The sequence below is a fragment of the Sphingomonas sp. Leaf34 genome (assembly GCF_001421805.1).
Classification (GTDB): domain Bacteria; phylum Pseudomonadota; class Alphaproteobacteria; order Sphingomonadales; family Sphingomonadaceae; genus Sphingomonas.
This window is the reverse complement of sequence record NZ_LMLC01000002.1, coordinates 528,953-552,956: the sequence shown is the minus strand read 5'-3', so window position 1 is coordinate 552,956 and position 24,004 is coordinate 528,953. Positions and strand designations below refer to the sequence as shown.

Annotated in this window: 24 protein-coding genes and 2 pseudogenes; 15 read left to right on the top strand and 11 right to left on the bottom strand. The window is 64.7% G+C overall.

Features of this window, described 5'->3' with window-relative positions:
• Positions 1 to 122: 122 nt before the first annotated feature.
• Positions 123 to 473 carry an NAD(P)-binding protein gene (locus tag ASF00_RS19320; RefSeq protein ID WP_443024388.1) on the bottom strand — a complete coding sequence of 117 codons (351 nt, stop codon included), beginning with the start codon at positions 471 to 473 and terminating at the stop codon, positions 123 to 125.
• Between the two features lie 72 nt (positions 474 to 545).
• Complete coding sequence (locus ASF00_RS07760) at positions 546 to 1,649, bottom strand: aldo/keto reductase (protein ID WP_055876596.1); 1,104 nt, start codon at positions 1,647 to 1,649, stop codon at positions 546 to 548.
• Between the two features lie 95 nt (positions 1,650 to 1,744).
• Here ASF00_RS07760 and ASF00_RS07755 point away from each other — a divergent pair, with 95 nt between their 5' ends.
• Positions 1,745 to 2,632: a LysR family transcriptional regulator gene (locus ASF00_RS07755; protein WP_055876590.1), complete on the top strand. Its 888-nt coding sequence runs from the start codon at positions 1,745 to 1,747 to the stop codon at positions 2,630 to 2,632.
• A gap of 586 nt (positions 2,633 to 3,218) precedes the next feature.
• Complete coding sequence (locus tag ASF00_RS18985) at positions 3,219 to 3,674, top strand: class I SAM-dependent methyltransferase (RefSeq protein ID WP_235525672.1); 456 nt, start codon at positions 3,219 to 3,221, stop codon at positions 3,672 to 3,674.
• Positions 3,675 to 3,827: 153 nt separating this feature from the next.
• Here the strand turns inward: ASF00_RS18985 and ASF00_RS07745 are convergent, their stop codons facing one another.
• A complete protein-coding gene (locus tag ASF00_RS07745) occupies positions 3,828 to 4,328 on the bottom strand; it encodes a peptide-methionine (S)-S-oxide reductase (protein WP_055876589.1) in 501 nt (166 codons plus the stop codon).
• Between the two features lie 352 nt (positions 4,329 to 4,680).
• On the opposite strand from ASF00_RS07745, the gene ASF00_RS07740 reads away from it, so the two are divergent.
• The 6 genes from ASF00_RS07740 to lysA all read left to right on the top strand — a co-directional run bounded on the left by ASF00_RS07740 (position 4,681) and on the right by lysA (position 8,696).
• Positions 4,681 to 5,172 carry a DUF4262 domain-containing protein gene (locus tag ASF00_RS07740; RefSeq protein ID WP_235525671.1) on the top strand — a complete coding sequence of 164 codons (492 nt, stop codon included), beginning with the start codon at positions 4,681 to 4,683 and terminating at the stop codon, positions 5,170 to 5,172.
• 390 nt (positions 5,173 to 5,562) lie between these two features.
• A complete protein-coding gene (locus ASF00_RS07735) occupies positions 5,563 to 6,024 on the top strand; it encodes a VOC family protein (RefSeq protein WP_082463288.1) in 462 nt (153 codons plus the stop codon).
• A 366-nt stretch (positions 6,025 to 6,390) separates the two neighbouring features.
• Positions 6,391 to 6,654: a hypothetical protein gene (locus ASF00_RS07730; RefSeq protein ID WP_055876580.1), complete on the top strand. Its 264-nt coding sequence runs from the start codon at positions 6,391 to 6,393 to the stop codon at positions 6,652 to 6,654.
• A 13-nt stretch (positions 6,655 to 6,667) separates the two neighbouring features.
• Positions 6,668 to 7,183, top strand: coding sequence for a methyltransferase domain-containing protein (locus tag ASF00_RS07725; protein ID WP_156348227.1), 516 nt, complete (start codon positions 6,668 to 6,670; stop codon positions 7,181 to 7,183).
• Entirely contained in the window at positions 7,180 to 7,446 is a 267-nt protein-coding gene (locus tag ASF00_RS07720) for a hypothetical protein (RefSeq protein WP_055876574.1), read from the top strand. Before ASF00_RS07725 ends, ASF00_RS07720 begins: the two co-directional genes overlap by 4 nt.
• Positions 7,447 to 7,463: 17 nt before the next feature.
• The gene (lysA, locus tag ASF00_RS07715) at positions 7,464 to 8,696 is read left to right on the top strand and encodes a diaminopimelate decarboxylase (RefSeq protein WP_055876571.1); all 1,233 of its coding nucleotides are present in this window, start codon (positions 7,464 to 7,466) and stop codon (positions 8,694 to 8,696) included.
• Positions 8,697 to 8,708: 12 nt separating this feature from the next.
• On the opposite strand, the gene ASF00_RS07710 is transcribed toward lysA, so the two are convergent.
• Positions 8,709 to 8,987, bottom strand: a complete 279-nt coding sequence (locus ASF00_RS07710) for a metal/formaldehyde-sensitive transcriptional repressor (protein WP_055876568.1) — start codon at positions 8,985 to 8,987, stop codon at positions 8,709 to 8,711.
• A gap of 289 nt (positions 8,988 to 9,276) precedes the next feature.
• Between ASF00_RS07710 and ASF00_RS18370 the strand changes: the two genes are divergently transcribed.
• The 7 genes and pseudogenes from ASF00_RS18370 to ASF00_RS19315 all read left to right on the top strand — a co-directional run.
• Entirely contained in the window at positions 9,277 to 9,417 is a 141-nt protein-coding gene (locus ASF00_RS18370; RefSeq protein ID WP_156348226.1) for a hypothetical protein, read from the top strand.
• Between the two features lie 54 nt (positions 9,418 to 9,471).
• Positions 9,472 to 11,220: an ABC transporter permease gene (locus ASF00_RS07705; RefSeq protein ID WP_055876565.1), complete on the top strand. Its 1,749-nt coding sequence runs from the start codon at positions 9,472 to 9,474 to the stop codon at positions 11,218 to 11,220.
• Positions 11,221 to 11,237: 17 nt separating this feature from the next.
• Positions 11,238 to 12,506, top strand: a complete 1,269-nt coding sequence (locus ASF00_RS07700) for an ABC transporter ATP-binding protein (RefSeq protein WP_082463329.1) — start codon at positions 11,238 to 11,240, stop codon at positions 12,504 to 12,506.
• Complete coding sequence (locus tag ASF00_RS07695) at positions 12,503 to 13,660, top strand: acyl-CoA dehydrogenase family protein (RefSeq protein WP_055876560.1); 1,158 nt, start codon at positions 12,503 to 12,505, stop codon at positions 13,658 to 13,660. The genes ASF00_RS07700 and ASF00_RS07695 overlap by 4 nt, the downstream gene beginning before the upstream one ends.
• Positions 13,661 to 13,686: 26 nt before the next feature.
• A pseudogene (locus ASF00_RS07690) lies at positions 13,687 to 14,729 on the top strand (phosphotransferase).
• Between the two features lie 55 nt (positions 14,730 to 14,784).
• Positions 14,785 to 15,546, top strand: a complete 762-nt coding sequence (locus ASF00_RS07685) for an enoyl-CoA hydratase/isomerase family protein (protein WP_235525670.1) — start codon at positions 14,785 to 14,787, stop codon at positions 15,544 to 15,546.
• A gap of 57 nt (positions 15,547 to 15,603) precedes the next feature.
• Positions 15,604 to 15,935 (top strand): annotated as a pseudogene (locus ASF00_RS19315) (DDE-type integrase/transposase/recombinase); the annotation flags it as partial.
• A 77-nt stretch (positions 15,936 to 16,012) separates the two neighbouring features.
• On the opposite strand, the gene ASF00_RS07675 reads toward ASF00_RS19315, so the two are convergent.
• The 7 genes from ASF00_RS07675 to ASF00_RS07645 all read right to left on the bottom strand — a co-directional run bounded on the left by ASF00_RS07675 (position 16,013) and on the right by ASF00_RS07645 (position 23,985).
• Entirely contained in the window at positions 16,013 to 17,659 is a 1,647-nt protein-coding gene (locus ASF00_RS07675) for a TPM domain-containing protein (protein WP_082463287.1), read from the bottom strand.
• A 15-nt stretch (positions 17,660 to 17,674) separates the two neighbouring features.
• Positions 17,675 to 18,517, bottom strand: a complete 843-nt coding sequence (locus ASF00_RS07670) for a DUF3667 domain-containing protein (RefSeq protein ID WP_162233386.1) — start codon at positions 18,515 to 18,517, stop codon at positions 17,675 to 17,677.
• 319 nt (positions 18,518 to 18,836) lie between these two features.
• Positions 18,837 to 20,003 carry an alpha-hydroxy acid oxidase gene (locus tag ASF00_RS07665; protein ID WP_055876551.1) on the bottom strand — a complete coding sequence of 389 codons (1,167 nt, stop codon included), beginning with the start codon at positions 20,001 to 20,003 and terminating at the stop codon, positions 18,837 to 18,839.
• A gap of 233 nt (positions 20,004 to 20,236) precedes the next feature.
• Complete coding sequence (locus ASF00_RS07660) at positions 20,237 to 20,932, bottom strand: FadR/GntR family transcriptional regulator (RefSeq protein ID WP_156348225.1); 696 nt, start codon at positions 20,930 to 20,932, stop codon at positions 20,237 to 20,239.
• Positions 20,929 to 21,684: a helix-turn-helix domain-containing protein gene (locus tag ASF00_RS07655; RefSeq protein WP_055876545.1), complete on the bottom strand. Its 756-nt coding sequence runs from the start codon at positions 21,682 to 21,684 to the stop codon at positions 20,929 to 20,931. The genes ASF00_RS07660 and ASF00_RS07655 overlap by 4 nt, the downstream gene beginning before the upstream one ends.
• Positions 21,685 to 21,736: 52 nt before the next feature.
• Positions 21,737 to 23,050 carry an MFS transporter gene (locus tag ASF00_RS07650; RefSeq protein WP_055876542.1) on the bottom strand — a complete coding sequence of 438 codons (1,314 nt, stop codon included), beginning with the start codon at positions 23,048 to 23,050 and terminating at the stop codon, positions 21,737 to 21,739.
• Positions 23,050 to 23,985 (bottom strand): alpha/beta hydrolase, encoded by a 936-nt coding sequence (locus ASF00_RS07645; protein ID WP_055876539.1) that lies wholly within the window; start codon positions 23,983 to 23,985, stop codon positions 23,050 to 23,052. Before ASF00_RS07645 ends, ASF00_RS07650 begins: the two co-directional genes overlap by 1 nt.
• Positions 23,986 to 24,004: the final 19 nt, after the last annotated feature.

Below are 24,004 nucleotides of genomic sequence, written 5' to 3'. Positions count from 1 at the left end.
GGAAGCGTGTAGGACGGTCTAAACGTCCGCATTTGGGTCATAAAGGTGCCAATGCTGAACGCACGGAAGCAGTTCAGCGAGTGATATTAGGCTTCAGCGATCATCACTATCGACACTTTCATTCAAGCGATCCGCCTTGGTATCTTGGTGCCTTGCCGTGCTGGAGGATCGGCGTCGAGCCGCTTGTTCCATTCTTCGGCGGCCCCCGCGAAATCCTCGTCGGGCGCGTGCGCCGGCAGCTCTAGCGCGCCTTGATCGAACACAGCATCACCCAGCGGCGTGTCGATGCAACTGGTAGACATACGGCCACCGGGCCCGCGGCTCTTGTCGAACACAATGGCATTGTGACCCCGGTGGCGGAGCGCCTGGGCGCAGGAGGTCCTGCCATCCCCGCATCGATGATTCCGATCCGCATTATATTCCTCCGTGCGGGCCTGCAGCGACTGAACTTGCGACCGACCGAAGGACCGCAAGCGCCAGGCTTGTCGATTGGAGCCGGCCCAGGCGCAGACTTTAGGCTCAGGCTGCCGGCTCCGGATGACGCGTCAGCTTCGAACGTCTCCGCCCCCGAAGACGACTTGGTTGCGTACGGCAGGGGCGAATAGGCCGTAGAGAAACGGCAGCTTGTCACCGCTCACCGCATCGAGCGCAGCACGGTGCTCGGGTGGCAGATGAAGGTCGAGTGCGGCAACATTGTCGCTCACCTGTTCGGGTCGGCTCACGCCCATCAGCGTCGATGCGACGCCCGGTTGCCCGACCACCCAGGAGAGCGCGACGCGGGCCGGCGTCTCGTCGATCTCCACTGCGATGCCTTTCAGTATTTCGAGGATGTGCCAGTTGCGCTCGGTGAACAGCGTGTCGCCGAACGGATTGTCGCCATCGAGCCGCTTGTCGTCGGCGGGTCTCGCGGTGTCGTTCCGCCCGGCCTGGTTGGGAACGCCGCCCGCGCGCTTCGGACCCGCCTCGACGATCGCGCGGTCGTACTTGCCGGTGAGCAGGCCATAGGCGAGGGGGCTCCAGGGGACGAGGCCCATGCCAGCCGATCGGGCGAGCGGCAGGTGCTCGGCCTCGACCCCGCGTTCGACCAGCGAGTAGAAATATTGCAGGCCGATCGGCGAAGGATCGCCCTGCACTCGCGCCAGCGTCGCGAGTTCGGCGACGTACCAGGCCGGGGTGTTGGATATGCCCCAGTAGCGGATCTTGCCCGCTGCGACGAGCGCGGTCATCGTCCGCAGCAGTTCCTCGGCGGGGGTGACACCGTCCCAGACGTGCACCCAGTACAGGTCGATGAAGTCCGTCCGGAGGCGGCGGAGCGATCCTTCGACGGACGCCAGAATGTGGCGTGCGCCATTGCCGCCTGCATGATAGCCGCGACCGGTCGCAAACCCCGATTTCGTCGCGATCACCAGCCGATCGCGCGACGATTGTGCGGCGACGAAACTGCCGACCATTTCTTCCGATCGCCCGCCTGCATAAACGTCTGCGGTGTCGATGAAATTGCCACCTAGATCAGTGTAGCGATCGAACACCGCGCGGCTGCCGCTCTCGTCCAGCCCCCATCGCGGCGTACCGAAGGTCATCGTGCCAAGTGCCAGCGGGCTGACGAGAAGGCCGGAGCGGCCAAGCGGGCGATAGATGTCGAGGGTCATCGTGGTATCCTGCGTTGTGTTACCTCCAGATGGACGCCGGACCGCCCGCGGATTAGATCGTCTGCGGCGCATGGGTTGCTGAAGGATGTTCAGGAATGGATCGTGATCTCTGGGCCGGTCTCGCGGTGTTCGAAACGATCGTCGAGGCTGGCAGCTTCGCGCGAGCGGCGACGCGGCTTGGATTGTCCGCTTCTGCGCTCAGCCATGCGATGCGGTCGCTTGAGACGAAACTGGGCGTCCGGCTGCTCGACCGTACTACTCGGTCGCTGGCGCCCACGCCCGCAGGCGATGAACTGCTGGCGCGGTTAAGGCCGGCGATCGCTTCGGTCGCGGGCGCGCTGGCCGACCTCGACAATGCCCGCGAACGTCCGGCGGGGCGGATCCGGGTCAGTGCGCACCGGGTCGCGGTCATCTACGCCATCCTGCCGCGGCTGGCCGACTTCGCGCGCGCGTATCCCGATATCGCCGTCGAACTGGTGGTCGACGACGGGTTCGTCGACATCGTCGCGGACCGCTTCGATTGCGGGATCCGGCATGCCCAGACCCTGCAAGCCGACATGATATCGGTCCGTATCAGCGCGCCGGTGCCGCTCGTCTTCGTCGCCGCGCCGGCCTATCTCGCCGATCATCCCGCGCCCGTCGATCCCGACGATATCGCCGCTCATCGTTGTCTGTGTTACCGATACACGTCCTCTGGCGTCGTACACCGCTGGGAATTCGAGCGGGATGGCCGGGCAGTGGAACGGTCAGTCCGCGGCGACTTCATCACCAACGATATCGACGTGATGCGCGACGCTGCAGTGGCAGGGCTGGGGGTGACTTGCCTGCCGCTGCCACATGCCGCAATGCAACTGGCCGCCGGTACTCTGGTCGAAGTGCTGGGCGGCTGGGCACCCACGCTGGCCCCGAACCACCTCTACTATCCCAGCCGACGTCAACCGACTGCCGCCTTTCAGGCCTTCGTGACGGCAATGCGCGTGTGATTGCAAATGTGCTTTGACAAGATTCAGAGCAGTTGATGATCTGGATGACCACGAAGCGCTTTGGTGAGTGACGTCACCGTCAAGTTTCAAAGACCTAAGGGCATGAACGAGTGTCTGAAGCTGGGAAACGGGAAGGCCGGTCCGAACGTCTGGAATTAGGTCAGCGCCGGGGGCAGCGTGGTGCCGTCGAAAGCACGAAGTTGCGGGTGGGAATGGTAGTCATCTGACTGTTGACGAAGGCCATCGAGATTGTGTGGCGCGGCTCGCGCAGGGCATTGTTGCGGATGAATCGCTCAGGGAGTGTAACGCTATGACCGACTGCTCGCCGCCTTGACCTGTGTCGTCGCGTTTGGCGCTACGGGGGTGGGGGCACAATCCGTTGCCCCCTCGAAGGATATCGTTGCCGTGCTCGCATCGTCAACGCGGACGCCAGCGAACCGCGCGCGTGATCGCTATCGTCACCAGGCGCAGACATTGGCCTTTTTCGGCGTGAAGTCGACGCAGACGATCATCGAAGCTCTGCGGTGCCGACCGCGAAGGCAGAGCGCACCCACAGCGCTTTGCCGGTAATACCGCGGAGTATGGCGTGACGCAGGTTGCGACGATCGACTTCAAGACCGGAGCGTTCTCGATTCCGGCGGGGAGTGCGGATGTGCTGCTGACGTTCCGCAACGTCCACAACCTCTTGATGCAAGACGACTCTGCCATCGCAGGCCGCGTGTTCAAGGCATTCTGTACGGCGCTTAAGCCGGGTGGCGTACTCGGTGTCGTCGATCATTGCTTGCCGGAGGAGATGGACGCGGCGCGTGAGAAGACGAGCGGCTACATCAAAAGATCGACCGTCGGTCGGCTGGCGCAAGAGGCGGGCTTTGCACTAGCCGCAGAATCTCGGATCAATGCCAACCCCAAGGATACATACGATTATCCGGAAGGCGTCTGGACGCTGCCGCCGAGCTATCGATTGAAGGACGTTGATCGCGCGAAATATGCTGCGATCGGCGTGAGCGACCGGTTCACGCTACGGTTCGTAAAGGCGCGATAATCGCACTGGTTTGCAGACCTGCACACGGCGTACCGAAGGCGGTTTGATCTAGAGGGCAGCGGCGAAGACGACGTAGATCGCGATAGAATCGCGGCGGGGCAGAGGAATAGCAGGAGTCGCGGCCACGTCCTGGCCTGACAGCCGTCGGAATCGCTATCGCATTCCGTCGCCCTCGGACAGGACATGCCGGGCGAAGTCTCGTCGGATCGCATCCAGCTTGGGGTCGATATAGCGTTGGCAGAACGGTCGGGTCGGGTCGGTATGGTAATAGTTGCGGTAGCGCTCTTCCGATGCTCGGAACCCGACGAGCGGCAACACCTTCGTCCGCACAGCGCTGTCAATTTTCTGCCTGAGCCGGGTGATCACCGTATCTGCCCGATGCCGCTGGTCGGCATTCCCAAAATAGACAGCGCTGCGGTAACGCCCGTTCGGCGAATAGCCGCTATTCGCCGAATGAGTGCGCAGATGGACCTCAATCAGAATGTCGAGCGAAATGATCCCAGAATCGAAGCGGACTACCACTCCTTCTGCCCAGGCATCGTCGGGTGCGGTCGATTGCAGGAAGCCTTGATTGACCTGGGAGACGCCACGCAGGATTTGAAACACGCCTTCGGTGCACCAATGACACCCGCCGCCGAAGCCTGCCGTTTCCATGCTCACCTTCTCCACCCGGTCCGGCGAGATGCCCTTCCGCTTTCTGCGTTTAATGGCGGCAACGTATACCGCGGGTTGGATCGCGGCCTATCATCGGCCGGGCCGTCTTCCCGACTGAGCTTGTACGCCGACCATGCTAACCGATACCGGCCTGATTACACCCGCTAGACAACACCTGAACGAACGGCTGGTTTCGAGATACGCTCAAGCCGCTCTGAACGTCCACAACTGGGTCTGGCCGGAAGCTGGGGGCAGGGTGCCTTCGCCCAGAACAAGGCATTCGGAGTGGCTGTTGCGCTTCCTGATTGCGGACGTTCATTAGGAGGGTTAGCTACCGCTCATGCGAACAGCCATGAACGCGCCGCCTGAGGCACTGGATGATCCCGAGCGAGCGTTTATAGCCAAGGTCCGAGAGCATGGCTGGTTCGACACCGCAGTGTTTGGCGACGTCGAAGGGCCGGGCTTTTCATTTACCACGGGGTTATGGGTGAACACAGGTCAGCCAGAGTTGATCATGTTCGGCATGAAGCGTGAGATGGCTCATGACGTGTTCTGGGAGTTGTTCCGAGAGGCTAAGGCAGGATTGCCGCTACCAGTGGGTGAGCCAACCGATAGAGCATTCGAAAATCTTCTTGCCTATGCATTTCCGGTGGCGAAGCGGTTCTACCGCGATCACTTGGGCTGGAGCCGATGGTTTTACGGCGGCGACGAGTTCCCCTGCCTTCAAATTGTCTGGCCGGATCGGAGTGGCGTTTTCCCATGGGAGCAAGGGTTCGACACAGCTTTCGCAGCCGACCAGATCGACTTGACAGAAAATGGTTGGGAGTCAGCGCTTACACCGTGAGTCCGCTTTCCATCGAACTGGCCTCAAAAGCCGCCGGTCCGCTTTCCTCCCATCACGACATTCGCGAGCGGCTAGCCGGGCTTCAAAATCGGGCATTCGCAAAGATGAACCAGCGTCCGAAGTTGGGAAGCGAGGGAAGGGGCGTGAACGTCCGGTTCTGGGTCTCCGCGGCCGCTGGTCGCCTGATCGCTGCATGACCAAGCTGGTCTGCTCCCAAGGTCTTTCGCATCCTGGAACTCGCTGCTTTAAGAGGCTCGAAGCCTTTCCGTCTCTCCGTGTCCACCAGCCCATATTGGGAAAGTGTATGCGGGGAAGGGTTTAGGGAAAGCGGTTTACGATGGTGAACGGTCGCGTGGTAAGCACGGGCGGAATACCAGTGAGAGGGCAGTAATGACGGACGCCGCAAACGTAATTGCCGTGGACCACACAGGCTTCGCTGTGTCGTCTTTGGACGAAGCCGTTCGGTTCTGGACGGGAGCGCTCGGTTTCACACTTGAGCGGCAATCGGAGATGGGGGGCGACTTCCTGCATCAGGTGACAGGTGTCGATGATCCGAGTGTGAAAACGGCGATCGTCAAGGCACAAGACGGCCACGTGGTCGAACTGTTGGAATATACAAACGGGCTTCAGAACGGGACGGTGCCCAGCGGCGCGGGATCGATCGGAGCGGCCCACCTGGCTCTGACCGTAAAGGATATTCACGTCGCCATTGCCCGCGTCGAGGCGGCAGGATGGAAGGCGAAAGGCAATCCGCTGCCGATCCCGGGTGGTCCACGGAAGGGAACGTTGGTGGCCTACGTGTCAGGCCCCGATCATATCACGATAGAGCTTATGCAGCCGACAGCCAGTTAATGGGCCGGTAAAAGCTTTGCCGCCTCATCATCCATTTGAAAGCTGGCGAGGTAGCGGGCAGGGCCGAGGCTCAGCACCTTCTCTGCTGCAATCCTGAATGGATGGCAGAAGTTGGGGAGCCAGAAAGAGGCCGCGAATGACCGCAAGTGGGTCGTTCCGTTTATGGAATTGGTCGACCGTTTTGGTCTGTGAATGCCCATCGATCGCGAGAGGCGAGGCACCTGAGTGGCAGGAACGCGGTGAAGCGAGCGCAACACTATGCGCGCACTATGCGATCGGTCGGGATCGATCTCGAAGCGCTATGCCGTGACCCGTAACTATCGGGAGCGGGCAGGACGCTCGCGATACGAAAGGCACGTAGGCGAAATGTCGTCTGAACCCAAATCGGAGCCCGATCCTACCGGGCTCGTCATCTATGTCGGCCAGGATCGCGCAGGCCATTGGCTGGTCCAGGACAGCAGGCGCAACCTCGAAGGCCGCTTCATCTCGTACGGCGCCGCGATGCGCTATGCGCAGGCCGAGCGGGACATCTACCATGCGAGCGTCGAGATCGCCGCACTGCCGCTGACGCCGCTCGTGTCGTTTGCTCCGGTGGGTCGCGACGAGCGTGCGCTGCCGCGGGCAGCCTGACGGAGGGATGGAAATGAACGTACATGCTCTTCCCGTCCGGTTGCGCACGGCGATCGGCGGAGTCACGTCGACTTGCCCGTCGCGGCACGTGTCGAAGGCCGCCGCCCATGACTCGCGCTGGCCCCGGATCGAGGCGGCCTTGGCGGCGTTGCGGACGAATGGCCGGCACGCGGTGCGCATCGTCGATGCCGAATGTGGGGCTGGGACGCTGTTGCTGCAGGCCTTGGCGGAGGCGCGGCGGCTCGGTTTCACGGCGATCGAGGGACGCGGCATCGACCGTTCGCCGCTGTTGATCGGGCGAGCTCGGTCGGCGGCGCACCGCGTCATCGACCTGGCGATCGGCGTCGACTTCGCGGTGGCGGACATGGTCGCGGCCTTGCGCGACGAGCAGGACCTGCCGGCTGATATCGTGATCTGCCACGATCGCGCGCGCGACCGTCGTCCGGAGGCAGGGTGTGCCGTCCTAAACGCCGGGCGGATCGTGATCGCCGACGATGCGGCATGCCATGTTCGAGGAATCGCGGCATGATCCGGCGCGATATGCTCTGGCGCGGGATCGGCCTGGTACTCGCCGCCGGGGCCTGCGGAGCGGCCGCGGCGATGAACGGATCGGCGCAGGCGATGCTCGTGTTTCCGATTGCACTGCTGGGCCTGACGCTGATGATCAACGGCAAGCGCGTGGCGGTGGTACTGCGCGCCGAACGTCATGGCCACGGGCACACCGCGCAAGCGATCCACGCCGTGCGACTCCGTCGTACCCGCCGGCCGGCCGACCCGCCGCATTCTCGATAACCGGACACCGAACACGCATGACCTATTTCAGTCCGCGGGACGGCGTCCTGTGCGCCGAAGCCGTGCCGCTCCCCGCCATCGCCGAGGCGGTGGGGACACCCGTCCACGTCTACTCCGCCGCCGCGCTGCGCGATGCGGCGCAGCGATTCAGATCGGCGCTGTCGATCCTGCCACGCGTGCGCGTCGCGTTTGCCGTCAAGGCGAACCCGAACCGCGCGGTGCTGCACCTGCTGGCGGAGTGCGGGTTCGGCGCCGACATCGTCTCCGGGGGCGAGATGCGGCGCGCGCTCGACTCGGGGATCGCGGCATCGGACATCGTCTTTTCAGGCGTCGGCAAGACCGAACGCGAACTCGCCGACGCGCTCGCTGCCGGCGTCGGTCAGTTCAACCTCGAACTGGAGGAGGAGGGACAGGTGCTCGCCGCGCTGGCCCGTGCGCAGGGCAGGCGGGCGACGGCGGTGCTGCGCGTCAATCCCGATGTCGACGGCGGCACGCATGCCAAGATCTCGACGGGGCGGCGCGGCAACAAGTTCGGGGTGCCGATCGCCGACGTGCCCGGGATGTACGATCGCCTGTCGCGCCTCGAGGGTCTCGACTTGGTCGGGGTGGCGCTACACATCGGCAGCCAGCTGCGCGATCTCGCGCCGCTGGAGGAGGCCTATGGTCGGATCGGCCGCTTAGTGGCGGACTCGCGCGCGCGCGGCCATGTCGTCGGTCGCGTCGATCTCGGCGGTGGCCTCGGCATCGCCTACCGCGCCGACGACGTCGTTCCGACGCTCGACGCCTATGCCGCGATGGTCGCGCAGGTCACGCGCGACTGGGACGTCGAACTCACGTTCGAGCCGGGGCGGGTGGTCGCAGGGCTCGCCGGCGTGCTGCTGACGCGGGTGATCTGGGTGAAGCCGGGTGTCGACCATCCGTTCGTGATCGTCGATGCGGCGATGAACGACCTCGCACGGCCGGCGCTGTACGATGCCTTTCACCGGTTCGAAGCGGTCATGCCGGACGGCGAGCGAATGGTCGCGACGATCGCCGGCCCGGTCTGCGAAAGCGGCGACGTGTTCGCGGTCGCGCGCGACATCGACCGTGTCCGCCGCGGCGACTTCGCGGTGCTGCACGCCACAGGTGCGTATGGCGCGGCGATGGCGTCGACCTACAACTGCCGCGCACTCAGCCCGCAGGTGCTGGTCGATGGCGACCGGTTCGACATCGTCGCCGATCGCTACCTGCCCGAAGAGTTCGCGGCGTAGTGGCGCCGGCGATCAGGTGAGGTACGCGTGGACGATCTCGACCAGCTCCTCGGCCGCGACGGTGCGGGGATCGTCGCGCGAGGTCGCGGGATCGATCATGTGCTCGCGGATATGATCCTCGATCACCTCGGCGATGAACCCGTCGAGCGCGCCGCGACACGAGGTGGCTTGCTGCAGAACCCGCGCGCATTCCCGGTCTTCCTCGATCGCGCGTTCGAGCGCCTCGATCTGTCCTTTCAGCCGCTTGAGCCGGTTGAGCAGCTTCTTTTTCTCTTTTTCGACATGGCTCATGGCCGACGTGCATCACCCTCTTGATCTATACCCCCCTAGGGTATAGCGGGCGCTCGTTGCGACGCCAAGGGCGCCCGACAGGTGATGCAATCGCGGCACCGGTAACGAACAGGACGCACATGAAACCCCGATCTACCCCCTTGTCCGGCGATGGCGACAGTAGCGGCTCTGCCCTGCTGGCGATCACGGCTGGACGTCCCGGGTTCGGGCACGCCGTTCACGAATCGCGAGTGCGATCCGGCTGAGCGTCTGTCCCGGACTTGGCCCACGAGCCCGGAAGAGACGCATGATGACCAATATCGTTTTCCGCACGATCCAGCATGATCGCGCTATCCACGCCGCGCTGGCCGCCGCGCCGCTTCACCGTGGCCGCATCCTGCGAGGATGGGCGGCGCGCGGATCCCGTGCCGTGGCCGAGCGCTCGGCATGACGCACGCCTGTCACGCGGCGACGCTAGCGCGTCCCGTCGGCGGAGAGGAATGACATGGCGACTGACACGGTAGCGACTGCCGGCCGAGTCCGCTCGTTCTCGCGCATCCTCCGCCTGACGCAGCCCAACCGCGCCGACCTCATCGCCTTGGTGCTGCTGATCGGTGTCGCCGTGCTGCTGGTCCGCGGCGCCGAGGGCGTGGCCGAGCCGCTGTCGCGCCTGCGCGTCGAACCGGTCACGCTCGATCCGCGGTATCTGCCCTATTACGCGCTGCGCACCGTGATCCGGATGTTCGCAGCACTCGCGGCGAGCCTGGTCTTCACGCTGGTCGTCGCGACGCTGGCCGCGCGCAGCCGCCGCGCCGGGCAGATCATCGTGCCGATGCTCGACATCTTGCAATCGGTGCCGATCCTGGGGTTCCTGACCTTTACCGTCACGGCGTTCATGGGGCTGTTCCCCGGCCAGATCCTCGGCGTCGAGCTGGCGGCGGTGTTTGCGATCTTCACGAGCCAGGCGTGGAACATGGCGTTCAGCTTCCACCAGTCGCTGCGCTCGGTACCGTCCGATCTGGACGAGGTGACGCGCAGTTTCGCCTTGTCGCCGGTGCGCCGCTTCCTCCGGCTAGACCTGCCGTTCGCGACTCCGTCGCTGGTCTGGAACGCGATGATGTCGATGTCGGGCGGCTGGTTCTTCGTGGTCGCGTCCGAAGCGATCACGGTCGGCAACACGACCGTGACTCTGCCCGGCGTCGGCTCATGGCTGGCACTCGCGATCGCCCGCAAGGACTTCACCGCGATCGGGCTGGCGGTGCTCGCGATGGGGATCGTTATCCTGCTGTACGATCAGCTCGTCTTCCGGCCGGTGGTCGCTTGGGCGGATCGCTTCCGGTTCGAGCAGATCGCCAGCACAGAGCGGCCACAGTCCTGGGCCTATGATCTGTTCCGCCGCACGCGACTGTTGCCGGTGCTGTTCGCGCCGGTCACCGCGCTCGGCCAGCTCCTGCTGACGCTTGACCGGGGCAGGGCACGCCCGCGCGAGCGCCGCGTTCGCGAACCGAGCATCGTGCTGGAGCGGCTGTGGCAAGCAGTGGTCCTGGTATCGGTGGTCGCCGCACTCTGGCTCGCGGGGCGCTATGTCTTCGCGACGCTGCGGCTGGGCGATGCGGTCGCGGTGTTCGGGCTGGCCTGCATCACGATGCTGCGCGTGGTCGTGCTGATCGCGCTGGCCAGCCTCGTCTGGGTGCCGATCGGCGTCTGGATCGGCCTCAACCCCAAAGGGGCGGAGCGACTGCAACCCGTCGCGCAGTTCCTCGCGGCGTTCCCCGCCAACGTCCTGTTCCCGTTCGCGGTGATCGGCATCGTCCATTGGCGGCTGTCGCCCGACATCTGGCTGTCGCCGCTGATGATCCTCGGGACGCAGTGGTACATCCTGTTCAACGTCATCGCCGGCGCCAGCGCGATCCCGACCGACCTGCGCGAGGCGGCGGGGATGTTCGGAGTGCGCGGCTGGCAATGGTGGCGCCAGGTCGCGCTGCCCGGCGTGTTTCCCTATTACGTCACCGGCGCGCTGACCGCATCGGGTGGATCGTGGAATGCCAGCATCGTCGCCGAAGCGGTCTCGTGGGGAACCCAGAAGGTCGAGGCGCACGGGCTCGGCACGTTCATCGCCAAGGCGACCGAAGCGGGCGATTATCCGCGCGTCGCGCTCGGCATCGCGGTGATGTCGATGTTCGTGATCGCCTTCAACCGGCTCGTCTGGCGTCCGATGTACGCCTTTGCCGAACGCCGTCTCCGGCTCGCCTGATGTCGAAAGGACAAGACATGGCAACAGCATTTCTCCGCGCTCCGGCCAGCCGCCCGCTCGTTCGGGTCGAGCATGTCAGTCATCGCTATGGCCGCGGCGATGGCGGCGCGCCGGTGCTCGACGACGTCAGCCTGACGCTGCACGAGGACGAGGTAGTCGGGCTGCTCGGTCGCTCGGGCTCGGGCAAATCGACGCTGCTGCGCTCGATCGCCGGGCTGATCCGGCCCGACGAGGGCCGTGTCCATTTCGCCGACGTGCCCGATGGCCCTGGGCATACGATCAGCATGGTCTTCCAGACCTTCGCGCTGTTCCCGTGGCTGACCGTGCTCCAGAATGTCGAGCTTGGCCTGGAGGCGCAGCGCGTTCCGGCGGACGAGCGCGGCACCCGCGCGCTGGCGGCGATCGACCTGATCGGCCTCGACGGGTTCGAGAACGCCTATCCCAAGGAACTGTCGGGCGGGATGCGCCAGCGCGTCGGGCTGGCGCGCGCGATCGTCGTCAATCCGTCGCTGCTGTTGATGGACGAACCATTCTCCGCGCTCGACGTGCTGACCGCCGAGACCTTGCGGACCGACCTGCTCGATCTGTGGGCGGAAGGGCGGATGCCGATCAAGTCGATCCTGATCGTCACGCACAATATCGAGGAGGCGGTGCTGATGTGCGACCGCATCCTCGTCTTCTCGTCCAACCCCGGCCGCGTCGCCGCCGAGATCAAGGTCGACCTGCCGCAACCGCGCGACCGGCTCGATCCCGCCTTCCGCAAGCTGGTCGACGACATCTATGCGCAAATGACCGCGCGCGCGCCGGTCGAGCCGGTCCGCGACGGGCTGTTCCCCGGCACCGGCATCCAGATGGTATTGCCCCGCGTCTCGACCAATGCGCTCGCCGGGCTGATCGAGGAAGTCGACGCCAGCCCGTTCGACGGCCGCGCGGCGATGGCCGATCTCGCCGATCAGCTCCAGCTGGAGGTCGACGATCTGTTTCCGATGGCGGAGACGCTCCAGCTGGTGCGGTTCGCCGAGTTGCAGGGGGCCGATATCCTGCTGACGCCGGCGGCGCGGCGCTATCCACAGGCCGATGTCGACGTCCGGAAAGCGCTGTTCGCGCAGGCGTTGCTGGCGCACGTCCCGCTCGCGCAGCACATCCGCCGGATTCTCGTTCCCCATCCTAGCCGTCTCGGGCGACCGGAAGAATATGCGGCATTGGTCGAGACCATCGTTACCAACCCGATGCTGAACGGCGAAGTGATCCGGCTCGACGGCGCGATCCGGATGTCACCGCGATGAGCGCCCGTGCGAACGCCATCGCCGCCCACGTGGAAGTCTTCGTGCGCGACATTGTCGTGCCCTACGAACGCGACCCACGGTGCAGCGCGCATGGTCCTGCCGCCGGGCTGGTCGATGAATTGCGCGAGAAGGCCCGTGCTGCAGGCGTGCTAACACCGCACATTCTGTCGGGCGGCGAGCATCTTCATCACGCCGAGGTCGCCGTGGTGCTGCGCGCCGCCGGTCTGTCGCCGCTCGGCCCGGTGGCGGTGAACGTCGCCGCGCCCGACGAAGGCAACATGTATCTGCTCGGCCGGGTGGCGAGCAACGAACAGAAGCGTCGCTTCCTCGACCCCCTGGTCCGCGGCGAGGTGCGCTCGGCGTTCTTCATGACCGAGCCCGCCGCCGAGGGCGGTGCCGGGTCCGACCCGTCGATGATGCAGACGACCTGCGAGCGCGACGGCAATCATTGGGTCATCAGCGGACGCAAGGCCTTCATTACCGGAGCGGACGGGGCTCGGGTCGGCATCGTCATGGCCAAGGCGGAAGAAGGCACCTCGATGTTCCTCGTCGACCTGCCCGATCCCGCCATCCGGATCGAACGAGTGCTCGACACGATCGACAGTTCGATGCCCGGCGGCCACGCCGTCATCGCTATCGACCGGCTGCGCGTGCCGGCGGACCAGATGCTCGGCGATCCCGGCGACGGCTTCAAGCTCGCGCAGGTGCGCCTCGCCCCGGCGCGACTGACGCACTGCATGCGCTGGCTCGGCGCCTGCATCCGCGCCAACGAGATCGCTACCGATTACGCCTGCCGCCGCCATGCGTTCGGCAAGCCGCTCGTCGATCACGAGGGGGTCGGCTTTATGCTCGCCGAGAACCTGATCGACCTCAAGCAGGCGGAGCTTATGATCGACTGGTGCGCCGCCGTGCTCGATGGCGGCGCACTCGGCGGTGCGGAAAGCTCGATGGCCAAGGTCGCGGTGTCCGAGGCGTTGATGCGGATCGCCGATCGCTGCGTGCAGGTGATGGGCGGGACCGGCGTCACCGGCGATACGATCGTCGAACAGGTGTTCCGCGAAGTCCGCGCCTTCCGGATCTACGACGGGCCGACCGAGGTGCACAAGTGGAGCCTCGCCAAGAAGATCAAGCGCGACTGGAAGGCGGCGTCGTGACCGCGTCCGAGGCGGATATCGGAACGATGGCGGTGCGTGCCGCACACCGCTTCGACGAGCGCGCGCTCACCGACTGGATGGCCCGACACGTCGACGGTTTCGCCGGACCGCTGCGCGTCGAACAGTTCAAGGGCGGCCAGTCGAATCCCACGTACCGGCTGTGCACGCCACGCCGGGACTATGTGCTGCGCCGCAAACCGCCGGGCACCTTGCTGAAGGGGGCGCATGACGTGCTGCGCGAGGCGCGCGTTCTCGCCGCGCTGGCCGCGACCGACGTGCCGGTCGCGCGCGTCTATGGCGTTTGCGAGGACGATGCCATTATCGGCACGGCGTTCTACGTCATGGCGATGGTCGAAGGGCGCGTCATCTGGGACGCGACCTTCCCGACGTGCCGCGAGCCGATCGCTCCCGCTATTTCGACGCGATGAACACCACCATCGCGGCGCTCCATCGCGTCGATCCGCTCGCCGTGGGCTTGGGCGAATATGGCCGTCCGGGAAACTATTTTGCCCGCCAGATCGCACGCTGGTCCAGGCAATATCTCGGCGACGGGCAGGCTGGGCGCGATCCGGACATGGATGCCTTGCTCGAATGGCTGCCCGCCAACATTCCCGATGGCGATGAAAGCAGCATCGTCCACGGCGACTTTCGTTGCGACAACATGATCTTCCATCCCACGGAACCGCGGGTGCTGGCGGTGCTGGACTGGGAGTTGTCGACGCTCGGCAATCCTCTCGCCGATTTCGCCTACCATGCGCTCATGTACCGGATGCCGCCCGACATCGTCGCCGGATTGGCCGGCGCGGATCTTGCGGCGCTCGGCATTCCGACCGAACGGGACTATGTCGCCGCCTATTGCGCCAAGACCGGCCGCTCGGCGATGCCGGACTATCAATTCTACGTCACGTTCAACTTCTTCCGGCTCGCCGCGATCTTCCACGGTATCAAGGGCCGGGTGATCCGCGGCACCGCGGCGTCGCTTCACGCACGCGAACGTGCCGCCAACTTCCCGAGGCTCGCACGACTTGGTCATGCAGCCATGCAGGATAGTACTCCCACCGCGGCCTGATGCTCATACCGAGGTTCGAAGGACGTGGCCCGCACCTTTTCAAAAGGATAGAAGAGTGAACGAAGCTCTGCTCGATCGGCACGGTGACGTCGCCGTCATCACATTGATCCGTCCGGATCAGGGTAACGCCATCAATGCGGCTCTGGCGCGGTCCCTCCTCGAGATCGTGTTGGTATGCGCAACTGACGAGACCGTGCGATGTGTGCTGCTGACTGGCTCCGGACGGCTGTTCTGCGTCGCCGGGGACGTAAAGACGTTCGCGGCGGCGGGAGGCGACACACCGGCCTTGGTCACGGAGCTGACGACGTTCCTTCATGCTGCGATCGCCGGATTGTTGCGGATGGACAAGCCCTTGGTAACCGCGATCAACGGTGCCGCCGCCGGCGCGGGTTTCAGCCTGGCCATCATGCGCGATGTCGCGATCGCGAACAGTGCGAGTTCGTTTTCGACGGCCTACGGACTGATCGGCCTGACGCCGGATGCAGGGACGAGCTGGCTTCTGCCACGGCTGGTCGGTCTGCGCCGTGCCCAGGAGATCGCGTTGACCAACCGGCGGCTGGACGCCACCGAAGCCCGCGGCGATCGGTTTGGTGACACGGACAGTCGATGCTGCTGCTCTGTTCGACGCGGCGATAACGGTCGCTGCAGGGCTCGCGGCATCGTCCGTGACGGCGCTTGCAAGCACCAGAACGCTATTATTTTCCAGCTGCGGGGCGACCCTGGAAGAACAGCTGGGCACCGAGGCGCGCATGATCGCGCGGTCGGCAGGATCAGGCGAAGCGCAGGCTCTCATCCAAAAGTTTGCCGGGCAGGGTAGGTCTGGCGCCGTCAAACCAACGTGGCAGGCGAAGCGAGGGGCTGATATCGATCGCGAATGAGCCGGAAGTCGAGGGCATTGCCGCCCAGCCCGTTTCGCCGTTCCAACTCGTCCGCGGAGGTGATCCGGCTGGTGGTGCTGATGTACGTGCGCTTCCCGCTGTCCTGCGCAACGTGGAGAAACTTCTGTACGAGCGTGGGATCGAGATCTCCCAGACGGTCAGGCTGTGGTGGAACAGGTTCGGTCCGCTGTTCGCAGGCGACATTCGCCGTCAGCGAGTCAGCCGCATGCGGGGGTTTGCGCGCTGGCGCTGGCACCTGGACGAAACGTACGTGAAGCTGAACGGCGAGATGGTCTACCTCTGGCGGGCGGTGGATCACGCGTCGGAAGCTGGGAGTCGAGGGAACGGGCGTGAGCGTCCGACTGTGGGTCCTGGCTGCCGTATCGTGGAACGCGCGTGCAAAGGTCAGATCGCATCGTAGCTGAATAGCCACATTGACGAGGCCTGCCTGCTCGCTTTGTCGCCGGTGCTTTGAAGCCGGCCGACGGCGGTATATCTGGCGCCGTCCTTGAGTGAACCGGACGGCATCAGGGGTGCGAGCCGCGGTGCGACATAAAACACGAGGTCATGGCCATCGTCGGTAATCATGCTGACCGCTGTGTAGCCAAGCTTTCCACCCAGCAGCCGTTCGTTCGCCTGGCCAAATGAGGTCGGCGACTTGAGGCTCGTGATGCGGCCCGTCACCCGGACAAGATTGCCGTTGGGCAGGTCGGTCGCGGCGTTGAACGGCCGCTTGGTCCGCATCCGCTCGGCATTGACCGTGTTGTAATGGTTGAGCAGCTGGCCAAGACTTTGATAGTCGATCGTCCATTTGCTGCGCTCGGCCCAGAACAAGGTTCCGTCGAACACGGTGAACAGCGCGTCGGTCCAGCCGGCGCATCCATCGGCATCCTCGCAATTAGGCCATGCCGCATTGATCCACTGCACGAGCTGCGTGTTCGGGTCCGAGAATTCGGCTTCCTTGGCAAGACCGGGCCCGAACGCGACCGCGGCCTGATGTTGCCGGGGCGCGACGACCGCGACCGCGCCGTTGCCGACATCGAGTTTGCCGATCCGCAACTGCCGCATCATCGCCCAGGCGTAGTCATTCGCGGAAAGCCCCTTCAGGTCGTCGACCACCAGGATGCTCATTTCGACGCCCGAGTCCTTGGCGAGGCGATACAGTCTTTGCTCCATCGTTCTCATACGCGCCGGATCGAGCCGTCCGGTCTCGTCTACGATGAAGCGGCCGTATTTGAAGGGTATCGATCCGGGTGCCGGTAACAGGCGGGCAGGGACCGAGGCATTGACGACCGCCGGCGTTGTAGCAGCCTGAGGCGCTGTCGGTCCTTGCGCGATCGGACCTGCCGAGGCACCGCCGGGTGCCGCAGGCGCTTTCCCGCCCGCGCACTCGAGACCGCCCGATTGCGTGCAGGATTGTCGCCACCCTTGCTGGATCGCGTCTGCGCGCTGATCCTTTGCCGGATGGGTCGGCGAGCCATGAGTGCTGCCAACCGTCAGGATCATCCGCTGCGCCTCGGCGAGCGGCGCGCCCATCTTCTGCAAGACGTACCCGCTGAACTTGTCGGCTTCCAATTCGATTTCCGGGCGACTGCCGCCGGGCACGATCGTGTGCCCGGACAGATGGTGCGCGATCTCGTGCGCCATGATGCTGATCGGACCCCAAGGGCTGCCGCCGACCTGCGCCTCGGCAGCCTTCATGAACGCGGGGTTGAAGGCGATCACCCGGCGCGGCACCCGCTTGTCGTCCAGCATGATGACCGCGGCGGCGTTCGGCACCGGTCCGGACACGACGACGAAATTGGCGGGGAGGCCGGTATAGCCCATGATCCTAGTGACGGCGCTGGCGCAATCCTGCGGCGCGCCGCCGGTCAGTGCGGCGGCATCCGCCTGGACCGGTTTGCCGTCATAGGAACAGGCCTGGAGCGTCGACGCAATCGCCTCGACCTTGGCCGCGCTGGACACGGTCTTGCTCGTGTCGTCCGCCTTGCCGCATCCACTTGTCAGGAGGGCTGCCAGCGCACTCATTGATGCCAGATGCAGGGTCCGCATGTCACCGTCTCCTCGTCAGCGGCTTACCAGCCACAGGATCGCCCATGCGTAGATGCGCAACAGCGTCCAGTTGATCGCGGCGACCATGATGCCGGCTAAAACCAGCCTTGGCCAGTCGGTGCGCCATGACAGGAGGAAGAACTGGCGATAGGCCACCACGACGATCAACGTCTTGAGAATGGGCACGTAGATTTGCGACGCCGCCTTGTGGGTCAGGATGAAGGCCGGATCACGCCAGATCAGCGTCGGCAACATGTTGAAGCTAATGAACGCCAACACGATCGACTGACAGTAGATCGCCAGCACCATCACTTCGACCAGATTATAGCCAAGCCGGCGCCGGAACACGATCGCTGCCGCGGCGACGATGGCGACGATGCCCAGCGAGAAGCTCCAGTTTGAGTAGGCCAGCACCTGGGCAGCCATGCGCTTGACGACCCCATCGCGATCAACGCCCGCATAGACGCTGAAATACTGATTGGTCGCAAGCATCAGGACCAGGACGGCGACGGTCGCCACGAGCAGCTTCAGCGGGTGCATCCACGTCGTGCGCCGACCCATCACATATTCCCGGGCGACCGTACCGGGCGTGACGATCAGCTTGCCGAGCGTCCGCACCGCCGGCAGTTCGAACAGGCGGAGCCGATCCCAGGTTTCCTTGCGGATATCGTGCCAGACGAACCGCTTCGCCGCTTTCTGCCCGCATCCACTGCAATACGCGGTTGTCATCGGCGTAGCGCAATTTCCGCACGTCGGTTGCTCGAACCAGTCGTTGGAAACCGGAACGTCGGGAAGGGAAGAAGAGCTCTGCTTGTTCGGACCCAAGGCATCGGCAATTGTGCGGCGGACATCCAGCATCTTATCTCCCCACGTTGCTCTGCTTCGGCTTAGCATGGGACCGATAGACGGTGGAACATGCCTCATGGTCTACTGTGCCCGGAGAATAGGTTCTTCTTCGAAGCAGCTCGACAGAGGTCGGCCAATTAAGGCCGAACCCGCGAGATTAAAAAAGGCCCGTTTCTGAGGAGAGCCGAACAGCCGCTCAGTGACCACTTGTGGGTCCTGTCCGGCGAGAGCTTTCTAGCGGTGGACGCCCATTCACGACTAGGGCCGATAGTTTGTGAGGCGGCAGCGGCATTCGATTACGCCATCGGCGATCTGATGATGTTCGACGGGCTTAAGCCCTCTCGTTCGGTCGATGGCGGATATGGCGGGGGGATAACGAGGCGATGTCGTTGATCCCTGCTAGTGTCAGGGTGCGCTCAAACTCCTGGTTTAGCAACGTCAGCAAGCGATCGACGCCCTGCTCACCGCCAGCGGCCAAGCCATACAGATACGGGCGCCCGATCGAGCAGGCAGTCGCCCCCAGGGCAAGCGCCTTAACCACGTCCGAGCCCCGCCTGATACCACCGTCGCAAATCACGTCCGGTGCGTCGCCAATGGCGTTTCGCACCGCCTCAATCTGATCAATTGGGGCGGGTGCACCGTCCAACTGACGCCCGCCGTGGTTGGAGATCATGACGCCGGTGGCCCCCGAGGTGATCGAGCGACGTGCGTCCTCGGGTGTCATTACACCCTTGATCGCGAGCGGCCCGTTCCATTCGCGTGCAAGCCATTCGACCTCGCGCCAGCCAACCGAGCGGTCGAACTGGCCGCCGATATAGTCGAACAGGCTCATCGGCCCCGACGACAGCGCATCGACCTTGTGGCTGACGTTCGCGAGGTCGAACTTCGATCCGGTGAGCGCTGGGATCGACCACGAGGGGTGGAGTGCGAAGCTGAGCAATGACCGAAGCGTAAGTTTTGGCGGCAGCGAAAGGCCGCTGACCCGGTCACGTTCCCGGTTGCCGGCGACCGGCGTGTCGACCGTCAGCGCAAGTCCGTGAAAGCCGGCGTCTCGACATCGCGCCACGAACTCGGCGGTCAGCCCGCGATCCTTGAAGATGTAGATTTGGAAAACCTTCGGCCCGGCAAAGGCTCGCGCAAGATCCTCCAATCGCGTCGTGCCCATCGTCGAGAGGCTGTACAGAAGGCCGTGACGCGCCGCTGCGCGGGCCACGGCAAGCTCGGCATGACCATGAAACATGCGCGTTAGGCCGGTGGGCGAGAGCATGAGCGGCCACCGCGAAGCTTGCCCGAAGATCTTGGTTTCCGTTCGGATCTCCGACACATCGTTGAGCACGTCGGGAACCAGTTCGTAGTCCGCGAAAGCCGTGGCGTTCCGGCGCAGCGATATCTCATCGTCCGCGCCTCCATCGATATAGTCGAAGATCGGCCTGGCCAGTCGACGGCGGGCCATCAGGCGTAGGTCGGCAACGTTGTTCGCACGGTCTAATCGCGTCATATCTAACCCTGAACGGAGTAAGCCTGAAGCCGCCAGTTCCGCGCGGAACGTGTCCACGCAGGCGGATGGCCATGTCGAACAATACGGTCTTGCCGGAATTGATCTTGATCAGTTCCCCCCGCCGCCTAACGGATCGGTCTCGGCGCTCACCACCGAATGCGGCCGTGCCGACGAACACGCGGTCCAAACGGGGGGAAGGGCAGAAAGGTCGACCTGCCGCGGCGGTGCGGCCGCTAAAGTACGGCGCCGATCGACTGATCGAAATGTGCATCCATCAGCGCGTTTGCCGCGATAGCGTCGCGGTCGCCGATAGCGAGCGCGATGTCCACGTGGCGCTTCAGTACGATTGATCGCGCCTCCTCCGTGTGGCGAGTTTCCCAAGCTGCCGGGATCGCGACAGTCATCATCGGCTCGAACGAGCGGACGACCTGGAGAAACAACGCGTTGCCGCTGGCGCGGGCGATCGCCTGATGGAAGACGATATCGTGCCGGGTTATGTCAGTGATGTTGGTCGCTGCGGCCATCGCTTGCGCGGCGGTTCGTATGATGGCGGCGTCGGCGTCGCTGCGGTCGCGAGCGGCGAGTTCGGCGGTGCGTAGCTCGAGCGTGCGGCGGACGTCCCAAACCTCGGCTACCGACACCTGCGCCGTCGCGACCGCATGGTCGATCGAGGTTCCCATCACCGATCCGTCGATCGCGCCCACGCGGGCGCGGCGCCCGTTGGCCACGTCTATCAACCGGAGTGCCGCCAGCGCGCCGAACGCCTCGCGCATCACGGCGCGACTGACACCAAGTTCGGTCGCAAACTGGCCTTCGCCGGGCAGCGTGTCACCGACCTTCATATCTTGATCGCGCATGTGATCACGTACGCGGCGTACCGCGCGATCGACCAGCGAGCCGCCTTCCTCCAGGCGATCCATTATCTTCATGCCGCCAGCTGCAACGCGCGGAGACGTGTGGGCGGCACGCCGAAGCGGCGCGCGAACGCTCGGGTGAAGCTTGCATTGTTCCGATAGCCGCAGCGATAGCCGATCGCAGACACCGGCAGATCGGTCGCCAGCAACATGCCGCGCGCGCCGGACAAACGCTTGTCAGCGATCGCGTCGGCCACGCTCGAGCCGAACATCTGGCGGAAACCGCGGGTCAGCTTTGCGCGATTGAGGCCACAGGCGCGTGCGACCGTATCGAGTGTCAGTTTCTCCTGCCAGCGATCGTCAATCAGCTGGCGTGCCGCGGCAAGACGGCGGGCGTCGCGTTCCGACAGGTCGCCGGCGCCATCAGCCGATATCAATGCGCCCTCATGCAGGCAGGCGAAGCTCGCACAGAGCAGTTCGATGCTCTTGGCGAGGCACAGCGTATCGCGCGCCGGCTCGGGCAACGGGCAATCGCGCAGAGACAGGACCAGCGTGCGCAACTCGGTCGGCAGATGCCATGTCGCGCAGGGGCCGGGAAGCGCGCCGAAGATACGCTCACACGCAGTCGCCGCGACCGCGAGTACGACGATCGCCTCATGGTCCGATCCGGTGGCGTAGCTCATCGTAGCGGCCGTACCGTCATCGCCCAGACTGAAGCGAAGGACGACCGCGTCGTCGCTCCATGTACCGGGCTCGATAGGCCCGCGTCCAATGAACGAGAGCATTTCCGGCGAAACGTCGATCCGCCGTTTTGGGGTGACCGTCATAATCCTCTCCTCCTCTGAGGTTAGAAGCATAATGCACCTTTCTGAAACGTCGTCAATCGCTATCTGATAGGTCTGCAGTTGCAGAGAGCGGCGCCATCTGAATGGCGATCAGGAAGGCAATGACCGATAACAGGCTCGTCGCGACGCCGACGATGGCAAGCGCGGTGCCGAGATGTGATTCGCCGCCGAGCAAGCCGCTGGTCCACGTCACCAGTGACGGAGCGATCCCGAAGCCGATCAAGCCAGCAATCGCGATGAACGCACCGATGCACAACCCGCGCAGTTCGTTGGGGATGAGCACGGTCAGCGCCACCGATGTAATGAGTCCCGTCACCGCACCACACAATGTCAGGGTGCCGAGTGCGATCGCGAACCACATGACGGTCGGGCCGACCGGAAACAGTGCGGCAGGGACACCGAGCGTGGCGGCGGCCAAGGCGCCGATCAGCAACCCGCCACGGACCTCACTCTTCTGTCCGATGTCCGCGGCGAAGCCGCCTAGCACCGTGCCAGCGAGTCCGCTGACCAGGATCAAGCCTCCCATCCATCCTGCAAAATCGCCCGGTTGGAGGCCAAAATGACGCGAGAGCACCGGTGCAGCCCAGACTAGCGCCGCGTTGTCGGCCATCACCACTGCGACCTGACCGACGAATAGCGGGATCAGGAACCTTCGCCGTGACCAGAGTTCGCCGACCAGCACCGCGAACGGCGCCCGAATGCTTGCGGCGACTTCGCGACGTGCCGGTTCGCGGAGCAACAGAAGAGGCACGATCATTACGAGGCTGAGCAAGGCCAGCACCGCATGCGTGCCCCGCCAAGGCGACAGCCCGGAGAATACCGGCATCGCGCCGCTGGCAAAACGTCCGAACAGCCAGCCGCCGAGCGCGAAAGCGCCCGCAATGCCCGCGGTCTTGCCGAGGTTGACGATCAGCATTGCGCGGCCACGCTGGGCAGGGGCACACAGATCGGCTGTCAACGACAGCGCCGCAGTCAGAGCGCCTGTCGTGCCCGTCGCGGTCAAGACGCGGGCGGCGAACAGCATTGCGGTGCCGGTCGCCACCGCGGTCAGCGCCGTGCCAAGGGTCCAGACCAGTGCGAGCCCGATCATCAGCCGGACGCGATTGACCCGATCGACCAGGATACCGACGGGAATTGAGCATACGACCAGTGCCAGTGCCGCACTTGCCCCCTGGATCAGCCCCAACATCGTGTCGGTCAGCCGTAACTCGGCTTTTACGCTTTCCTGTACCGTCGCGAACGAACCCATCATCGCGAAGCCGATCGTCATCGCGAGGGTGAGCGCGAGCAACGACGGCAGAGCGCGACCAAAACCAAGTGCCGGGGGGGCAGCCATCGGCGTCGTCATCAGCGAAGCGCCCGGCGCAGCGCGTCGATCCGCATCGCCTGCGCGCGGTCGGCGACGCCGGGCCCCGGTAGCAGATCGAAGCCATGAAAGGCACCTGGGTGGACGTGGAACTCGGTCGGCACGCCAGCAGCGATCAAGCGACGCGCATAGTCGATATCCTCATCGACGAAGAGGTCGAGCGCACCGGTCATGATGAACGTCGGCGGCAGTCCGGTGAGATTGGTCGCGCGGGCGGCTGCGGCGTAGGGGGAGACGGTGTCGCCGCCTGGCTCCTCACCGAGCAGCGCGGTCCAGCCGAACCGGTTGTTGTGCGATGTCCAGATGAACTCTCCGGCATGTGCATGCGGTTCGCCCATGCAGGTGCGATCGTCGATCATCGGATAGGTCAGGTGCTGGAAGGCAAGGGCAGGTCCGCCCCGGTCGCGCGACATGAGTGCGAGTGCCGCGGCCAGGCCGCCGCCCGCGCTCTCGCCCATCACGCCGATTCGCGCACCGTCGATCCCAAGATCGTCGGCGTTCGCGACGGTCCAGGTCAAGCCCGTATAACAATCCTCGATCGCACCGGGGAAGACCGTCTCGGGTGCGAGCCGGTAGTCGACCGACACGATGACACAGTTCAGTGTGGCGGCGAGCGGACGGTGGACGACCTCCAATTCCTTGGCGGCGCCCCCGACATAGCCGCCACCATGGATATGATAGATGCAGCCCAGCGCGCCCCTCGTGTCGCGGGGGCGGTAGATGTGCAGCGAGACGTCAGGCGCGCCAGCGGGCCCGGCGATCCGGTGCCGTTCCAGATCGACGCCGCCGTCCGGGGCGGGCGGGAGAGGCAACGCGCGCGCGCGCAGGGCCGCCAGCGACTCCGGGGTGAGCGTCACGGTCGGCCACGCATCGAGCAGCGGACGGAGCTCGGGATCGACGAGAGGCAGGCTGGTCATCGGATACTCCGTTGGGGTC